The following is a 543-nucleotide window of genomic DNA, read 5'->3' on the forward strand; positions in this document are numbered from 1 at the left end:
GGCAAAATGAGAAAAGGTCATTTCCGCGTCGTGGTCGGTGGGCAGGATGTCACCTCCCGTTTCGTGCAGCTGCTGATCTCGCTGTCGATCACCAAGTCGAGCATCGAAGCAACGCAGTCGGCGACGTTCATCCTCGACGACAAGGATGCGACGGTGCGGTTTCCCAAGACAGGCACGCCGGTAAGAATAGAGCTCGGCTGGGAAGGCGGCGCAATGCGCCGCTTCGAAGGCGAGGTCGACACCTGCGACTGGTCTCTCGATCGCGGCTCGGGCAGCGTGCTCTCCATCACCGCGCGCTCGGCCAGCCTCAGAGGCAAGGTCAAGCAGCCGACCGATCGCCATTGGGAAAAGACCACGCTCGGACGGGTGCTCCAGGATGCCGCCGGCGACGCCGGTCTGTCGATCAAGGTGCATTCCTCGCTTGCCGGCCGGCAGCTGGAATATGAAGCGCAGGACAACGAAAGCTTCTTAGCCTTCGCCGACAGGCTGGGGCGCGAGCACGGCGCGACCTTCGCCATTAGGGGCGCGCGGGCTGGCTTCGTG

General features: G+C 63.7%; 1 protein-coding gene. It reads left to right on the forward strand.

Features of this window, described 5'->3' with window-relative positions; translation table 11 throughout:
• Positions 1-6: 6 nt before the first annotated feature.
• Positions 7-543 (forward strand): contractile injection system protein, VgrG/Pvc8 family (locus tag EOA75_RS33650; RefSeq protein ID WP_281058601.1); only part of this gene is annotated, 537 nt, incomplete at its 3' end.

The sequence above is a fragment of the Mesorhizobium sp. M1A.F.Ca.IN.022.07.1.1 genome (genome assembly GCF_003997575.1).
In the GTDB taxonomy this organism is placed as follows: domain Bacteria; phylum Pseudomonadota; class Alphaproteobacteria; order Rhizobiales; family Rhizobiaceae; genus Mesorhizobium.